General features: G+C 54.2%; 2 protein-coding genes. Both read right to left on the reverse strand.

Features of this window, described 5'->3' with window-relative positions; translation table 11 throughout:
- On the reverse strand, positions 1-239 hold a 239-nt coding region (locus ACOSYY_RS13660), incomplete at its 3' end, for a hypothetical protein (RefSeq protein ID WP_421663060.1).
- Positions 223-4,866 (reverse strand): non-ribosomal peptide synthetase, encoded by a 4,644-nt coding sequence (locus ACOSYY_RS13665; RefSeq protein ID WP_421663062.1) that lies wholly within the window; start codon positions 4,864-4,866, stop codon positions 223-225. The genes ACOSYY_RS13665 and ACOSYY_RS13660, both read right to left, overlap by 17 nt.
- Positions 4,867-4,877: the final 11 nt, after the last annotated feature.

A 4,877-nucleotide genomic window follows, 5' to 3' on the forward strand; every position in this document is an offset into this window, starting at 1 on the left:
AGTTCTCTTGAGGGCACATAGCCTACGGCCAGGCTTCTCGCCGTCTCATCGGCGATTCCTGCTTCGGAGGATTCCGTGACGCCGGAGGTCGTCACCCCGTATTTCTTATCGAAATCGTCGTCTGGCTTCTGGCTCAAGAGATACAGGATGATTTCCTTGAGAGTCTCCCAAAATCCGAATACCCGATAGGTATTCATCACAATCTTGAACTTTCCGCTGGTATCAGGGTTGTACTGCATACGACTCCTTCTTCACATCACAGACCTGCGCCAGGGTTTCACTGATGCGCTGATGAATTTCAATGCCTTGTACCGCATCCGTATGTTCACCAACAATGGTTCCGACCTCCACTGTTCCACGTGTATACAACGTCCAATCAACCGGAGCTTTTCCATGCCTGGCGAGCGTCGCGGTGGTCCACCACGCATGAATTGACGCACTCAGGGGTACTTTACGATACGCACGCAAGGTCCGATTTGTTTCCTTGTCTAGGGCATATCCGACTTTCAATATATCAATGGAAGTCTCCGATTCTTCCTGCGACAAGAATCCGCGATCTTGAGCCCACTGAATAGCGTATTCCACACGATCCTCTTCCGCCATACCGATCAAGCACTCCTGAAGCGCTTGTCGTTCCTCTTCGGGCAAGGCCAGGAACTCATGTTGACGGTCCCGGCTCACGTATGCAACCAGTTCGTCCAAGACATTCGGATTTTCAAGGATCCCGCTACGCGGTTGCGTGTCCAGGATCCCCAGGAACGAAATTATTTGATCTTGGCGTTCCAATGCGTGCGCAACCGCTAAGGCCATGACCCCTCCATTGGACCATCCAAGCAGCTGATACGGACCTTCCGGTTGATGCTGGCGTATGAGACGTGCGTGATTCTCTGCAATGGCAGCTAGCGACAGCGATTTCCAGTCCATCGAGAAAATTCCACTCAATGAGACCCCATACACAGGCTGCTCATCATCGAGAGAGTACGCAAGCGACTGATAAGCGAGGACATGCGTTCCATCTGGATCAAAGCAGTACAACGGAAGTCGCGTGCCGGTGTCCCGTAGGACCACCAACGAGGATGAGATATCTTGTTCGCTCTTCGACAGGAGCTCGGCAAGACTCGCTACGGTGGGAGCCTGGAAGATCGCAAGCAAAGATAATGGGCTTCCGATAGTCTTACGAATACGAGACATCAGTTGAACGGCGAGCAACGAATGCCCGCCATGATCGAAGAAATTATCGTGAACGCCGATCCGCATGATACCGAGTACCTCAGCCCACATATCAGCAAGTTTGCCTTCTATCGCTGTACGGGGTGCCACATACTGATCCGTGAGCTGGCCATTGAAATCGGGTGCCGGAAGCAACTTCCGATCGATCTTCCCATTGGCTGTCCGCGGTAACTCCGCCAGAAATAGAAACGCGGCGGGAATCATGTATTCGGGTAATTGTTCAGATAGGAACTGGCGCAGGTCGTTCGCCGTAGGAGTCATCCGGGAGGGTGTACTGGTCGGTACAATATAGGCTACGAGCCGTTTGCCGTCTGGCGGGTCTTCTCTGGCCAGCACAACAACCTCCCTCACGTCGGGATGCTTGCTCAGCCACGCCTCGATCTCTCCCAATTCGATCCGAAACCCTCGGATTTTCACTTGATGGTCAAGCCGCCCTATGTAATCAATGACACCATCCTGTCGATAGCGCGCTAAATCTCCGGTTTTGTACAATCGGCTGCCGGGAATTTTGCTGAATGGATCCGGGACAAACTTCTCCGCGGTCAACTCAGGCCGACGGTGATAGCCTCGCGCAACACCGATACCACCGATGTGCAGTTCGCCGGCTACTCCTACCGGAACCGGCTGATTCTGTCGGTCCAGGACATACAATTGGGTATTCGCGATCGGACGCCCTATTGGCACCGATGCAGCATCGTCATCCCGCTCGCATCGCCAAGCAGTGACATCGATTGCGGCTTCTGTCGGTCCATATAAGTTGTGCAGTTCGGCCCACGGCAGTTGCATAAACAATCGACGCTGCAACTCAGCAGACAGCGCTTCACCGCTACAGATTACGCGAGACAGGCAGCGACAAGCGTCCACACCAGCGGTCTCGAGAAACACGTGCAGCATGGGAGGCACGAAGTGAGTCGTGGTCACTTGATGCTCCTTAATCAGCTCTATCAATCGGGCTGGGTTTCTATGTTCTCCCGGCCCCGCGACCACAAGACCGGCTCCTACCATCAAAGGCCAGAAGAATTCCCACACCGAAACATCGAAACTGAACGGTGTCTTCTGTAGCACCCGGTCGGTGGTCTGGAGGCGGAAAAAGTCTTGCATCCATTGAAGCCGATTGAGTAGCCCCAGATGGGTGTTCCCAACTCCTTTGGGGCGACCCGTCGAGCCGGATGTATAGATCGTGTATGCCAGATTGAGAGGTGATAGGCCCAGCTGGGGGTTCATGAGGGGTTGATCGGCTATCAGAGGCCAATCGGTATCGGGACAGAGCGTAAGACCTGCATAACCCTCGAGCTGCCCGACAAGACGGCGTTGGGTCAACAGTAATGCCGGCTGTATATCCTGAAGCATGAATACGATCCGGTGCGGGGGATAATCTGGATCGATCGGCACATACGAACCGCCGGCCTTTAAAGTTCCGAGCAGGCTCACGACCATTTCAACAGATCGCTCCATGCACACCCCCACGAGAACGTCCGGCCCAATCCCAAGGTGCCGAAGGTAATGCGCCAGCTGATTGGCGCGTTGGTTCAACTCGCGGTAAGTCAGAGATTGATTCCCACACACGACGGCGAGCCCGTTTGGCGTCTTTTCAGCCTGCTCTTCGATTAATTCGTGAAGGCACTTCGCCTGCGGATACGCACGCGTTGTGTTGTTCCAATCTACGAGAAGCTGTTGCTGTTCACTCTTCGGCAACACTGGCAGCTCCGAAAGGAGCGTTTCCGGCCCGGTAACCATTCCCTCCAGTAGTGTTTGAAAGTGCGTCAGCATTCGCTGAATCGTAGTTTCTTCGAACAAGTCGGTGTTGTACTCAATTGAGCATATCAGCCCCTGCTCGGTCTCTTGAATGGTCAAGGTCAGGTCGAACTTCGCTGTCTGGTTGTCGATTTCGAGAGGGGTAACGTTCAGACCTGGAAGCCCCACCTCGGACGGCTGATGGTTTTGCATATCAAACATGACCTGAAACAACGGCGAGCGGCTGACATCACGGACCGGCTGCAACACTTCGACCAGCTTCTCAAAGGGCACATCCTGGTGGCTATAGGCCCCCAAACATGAATTCCGCACACGCCCAATTATTTCTCGTATCGTGGGATTTCCGGAAACGTCGACCCGGAGCGCCAAGGTATTGACGAAGAATCCGATCAGTCCTTCGATTTCTTTTCTGGTCCGATTCGCAATCGGCGAACCGACGATGAGATCTTGTTGTCCGCTATAGCGAAACAACAGAAGGTAAAATGCTCCGAGCAGCGCCATATATTGTGTCACACCCTCGCGTCGGCTGAATTCCTTCACGGCCACTGATAGCTCAGGCGAGAGATTGGAAGTGAGAGAAGCGCCATGAGAGGTCCGGACCGTCGGCCTGGGATGATCCGTAGGGAGATCCAAGAGTGGTACCTCTCCGTTCAGGACATCTTTCCAATACGACAACTGGCGTTCCATTCGCTTACCCGATAGCCACTGTTGCTGCCACCAGGAAAAGTCTGCATATTGAATAGGGAGGTCAGGGAGAGAGGATGGCCTACCTTTGAGATGATCCTCGTATAATGTTGTGAGTTCTCGAACAATGATGTCTGCGGACCACCCGTCCGACACGATATGATGCATCGTGAGCAGTAGCACATGCTCGTCATCGCTCAGCCGGATCACGCTTGCACGGATCATCGGTCCATGGACCAAATCGAACGGTCGCTGCGCTTCTGAAGCGGCGAGCCGGCGAAGGACCGCCTCTTGCTCAACCTCGGTCAAATGGGTCAACTCGACTATGGGCAACAACATCGGAAAAGATGGAGCGATCACTTGAATCGGCCTTCCATCCACCACACCGAACGTGGTGCGCAACACCTCGTGACGGCGAATCAGTTCGCTAAAGCTTCTTTCCAGAGACGATATCTCCAGCGCGCCGCTCAACCGTAAAGCAAGGGGGATATGGTAGGAGGCGTCGTTCGGATCAATTTGTGTCAATACCCACAACCGTTGCTGCGCGAACGATAGAGGAATCGGCTTGCCACTCCTTTCAATCGGGATAATCGGCTGTTCTTCGAGTCCATGATCGGCGGTCTCAAGCGATGTCAAGACGGCAGCCAACTTCGCCACCGTTGCAGTCTCGAACAAGACTCGCATCGGCAGATCCACCCGAAACACCTCACGCAACCTCGCCATGACCTGTGTCGCGAGCAAGGAGTGCCCGCCGAGGTCGAAGAAGTTATCGTGGACACCCACTTTCGTCACCTGCAACACGCTCGTCCAAATCCCGCATAATAATTCTTCAGTCGGTGATCGAGGTGCGACATATTGATGTGCCAATTGCCCAGCCACATCCGGCATCGGCAACGCCTTGCGGTCAACCTTCCCGTTTGGAGTCAGTGGAAACCCTGGCAAAACGACCGTCGCTGACGGAATCATGTACTCAGGCAGACGCTCCTTGAGAAATTCCCGCAATGCGGTCGTGTCCGGCACGTTTTCCCGATGGACGAGATACGCCACTATTTGCATGTCTCCAGTACCGGCTTCTCGCGCCAGGACGATGGCCTCCTGCACCGCAGGATGTTCAAGCAATCGCGCTTCTATCTCGCCGAGCTCTATTCGGTAGCCGCGAATTTTTACTTGCTGATCACCGCGTCCGGCAAACTCAATGTTGCCGTCAG

Source organism: Nitrospira sp. BLG_2, from assembly GCF_049222245.1.